At 51.7% G+C, this 2,541-nt stretch carries 4 protein-coding genes; 3 read left to right on the top strand and 1 reads right to left on the bottom strand.

Annotated features, from left to right (window positions below; genetic code table 11):
* Nucleotides 1-135 (top strand): Rop family plasmid primer RNA-binding protein (locus WDV06_RS36665; protein WP_146750628.1); only part of this gene is annotated, 135 nt, incomplete at its 5' end.
* Between the two features lie 297 nt (nt 136-432).
* On the opposite strand, the gene WDV06_RS36660 is transcribed toward WDV06_RS36665, so the two are convergent.
* The gene (locus tag WDV06_RS36660; protein ID WP_182407767.1) at nt 433-651 is read right to left on the bottom strand and encodes a hypothetical protein; all 219 of its coding nucleotides are present in this window, start codon (nt 649-651) and stop codon (nt 433-435) included.
* Between the two features lie 1,201 nt (nt 652-1,852).
* Here WDV06_RS36660 and WDV06_RS36655 point away from each other — a divergent pair.
* Together WDV06_RS36655 and WDV06_RS37385 are read left to right on the top strand one after the other, a co-directional pair.
* Entirely contained in the window at nt 1,853-2,080 is a 228-nt protein-coding gene (locus WDV06_RS36655) for a YgdI/YgdR family lipoprotein (protein ID WP_021243043.1), read from the top strand.
* A 311-nt stretch (nt 2,081-2,391) separates the two neighbouring features.
* Nucleotides 2,392-2,541, top strand: a 150-nt coding sequence (locus WDV06_RS37385) for a Rop family plasmid primer RNA-binding protein (protein WP_463668238.1), incomplete at its 3' end; no start/stop codon positions are given.

The following is a 2,541-nucleotide window of genomic DNA, read 5'->3' as shown; positions in this document are numbered from 1 at the left end:
CAGACACTCCTCCTCCTCGAACGGCTCGAACAGATGGATCTGGATGAGGCAGCCGGCTGCTGTGAGCATCTGCACGATCAGGCTGAAGCGCTTTACGCCATGCTGAACGCACAGATAGGCGAGAAAGATGCGTGAAAATCGGTGAACGGGTGCGCAATTCAGTGCGCGGCCGTGAGGCGATGGCGGGGTGTCGGGGCGCAGCCCTGAACGGGGTATTTGTGATGCCGCCGCGTGCGCGGTATTACAAATGCACATCCTGTCCGGGAGCGGACACCGGGAAACAGCAAAAAAAACCGGGCGACACGCCCGGAACTCAATCAAGTTAGATTACTCTCAATCTTCCATAACAGCATCATGGAACGACGACCACCGTCCGTGACGGCCGCCTGGATTGAGTATGGACAAAAATTCAGGAAATGCTTCAGGAAATGCTCAGGACGAAACGTAATGAATGCGAACTGATTCAAGAAATTCGAGCATGACCGCCCTTGCGGCCGGTTCGGTTTCAGACAAAATCTGCCGGTATGCATCCAGCATCATGGCTCCGGCATCCCCTTCGGCACGCCGGAGCCAGCCCGAAACAACGGACACAAGCAGGTGTCGCTCATCATCATTAAAAGTCATCAGGGCTCCGGAGGAAAAACCAAACATGGCTTACCTCCTGTTAACGGCAACGCAGAAGAAAGGTTTACAGGGTAGCGGGCAGGAATGAAAAAAATCGCAGTCAGACCAGAACGGCTGCTTAACCGGTACAGGCGGGTTCCGGGCGCAGCGCCGGACCAGTCACGCAGCGCTAGCGGAGTGTATACTGGCTTAATATGTTGGCACGGATGCGGATGTCAGTTAAGTGCTTCATGTGGCAGGAGAAAAAGGCGGCATCGGTGCGTCAGCAGAATATGTGATACAGGAGATATTCCGCTTCCTCGCTCACTGACTCGCTGCGCTCGGTCGTTCGGCTGCGGCGAGCGGGACGGGCTTACGGATGGATCAGAAATTTCCTGGGGGATGCCAGGAAGATACTTAACGAAGAAAGCATAAGGCCGCGCCAAAGCCGTTTTTCCATAGGCTCCGCCCCCCTGACAAGCATCACGAAATCTGACGCTCAAATCAGTGGTGGCGAAACCCGATGCGGCTTAAAGATACCAGGCGTTTCCCCCTGGTGGCTCCCTCGTGCTCCCCCGCATTCCTGCCTTTCGGTTTACCGGTGTCACTCCGCTGTTATGGCCGCGGTTTCTCATTCCACGCCTGACACTCAGTTCCGGGAAGGCAGTTCGCTCCAGGATGGACTGTATGCACGAACCCCCCGTTCAGTCCGACCGCTGCGCCTTATCCGGTAACTATCAACTTGAGTCCAACCCGGAAAGACACGACTAATCGCCATTGGCAACGGCCATTGGTAAACAGGATGTGCGAGAGATGTATCAAGAGTTCTTGAAGTGGCGGCCTTAGTGAGGCTACACTGAAAGGACAAATTTGGTGACATGTCTCGCACAAGACTGTTACCACGGTTAGGGGATCTGCCAGGATTACCTAACCTTCGAAAAACCACCTGCCAGGGTGGTTTTTTCGTTTACAGGGCAAGAGATTACGCGCGAAAAAAAAGGATCTCAAGAAGATCCTTTATAAATTAGACATCCAACCTCACAAAGAGGAATACTTAAATCATCTTGGTATATGTATCTGCTGGATTACATCTCATATAAGCCTCCTCCCCGCTTGACACCACACTTTGACCATAGCACCTCGCGCCTAACTCGATATACAGCCCACCATCAAGCCTCTTTTCACATAAAAAATAACCTATAGTTAGATGGTTAGTGACCAAAACTGATATGGATAAAAGGAGCTGGCTTTGAAAAAGATTTTTGTTTCAGTGTTCGCAGCGGCAGTTGCGCTTTCAGCCCTCACCGGCTGCACGCGCACAAGCTATGCCATACACACCAATGACGGTCGCACTATTGTCAGCGACGGCAAACCTAAAGAATCAGACTCAGGCCTGCTTGGCTATACAGACGCGAATGGTGTCAAACAGCAGATCAATAAAACCGACGTTAAAGAAGTCTCCGAAATTCCGCACTGAGCATATTCTCCGAAAAAGGCCGCTAATGTGGCCTTTTTCTTTACCTGTGGTTCTCCGCCAAAATCCCAGCAAATTGCATCACCAAAGCTAAAAGCTTTCAGGGTTGTCTAAAAAGCACAAGACATAAGAGGAAGTGCGGTATTTTATAATCAAGCCCCCAAGAATTTACCATAACATCCGTTGCCCGCACCGCCTCAGACGCGCTCAGCGCGTTTCTGACGGAACCATGACAAAAACCACAACAAACCACCCCGGAACCCGTCAGAAACGCGCCTGTTAAATTTTAACGGCATGCATGACTATGCACCAGAATGACGGCATGCTCTTTTCACGCAAAAATCATCACCAGACGGGGAAAATCACCAGTGACCAGACAGGAATCCGCCGCCCTCAACATGGCCAAATTTATCCGCGCACAGACACTTCTCCTCCTTGAGCGGCTCGAGCAGATGGATCTGGAT

Source organism: Streptomyces racemochromogenes, from assembly GCF_044129415.1.
Taxonomy (GTDB): Bacteria; Actinomycetota; Actinomycetes; order Streptomycetales; family Streptomycetaceae; genus Streptomyces; species Streptomyces racemochromogenes_A.
Note: the sequence above shows the minus strand (reverse complement) of the source record. Positions and strands in the feature narration are given on the sequence as shown.

Coding starts and splice junctions, on each gene's coding strand:
- WDV06_RS36660 (WP_182407767.1), bottom strand. CDS start 651: ATGTTTGGTTTTTCCTCCGGAGCCCTGATGACTTTTAATGATGATGAG.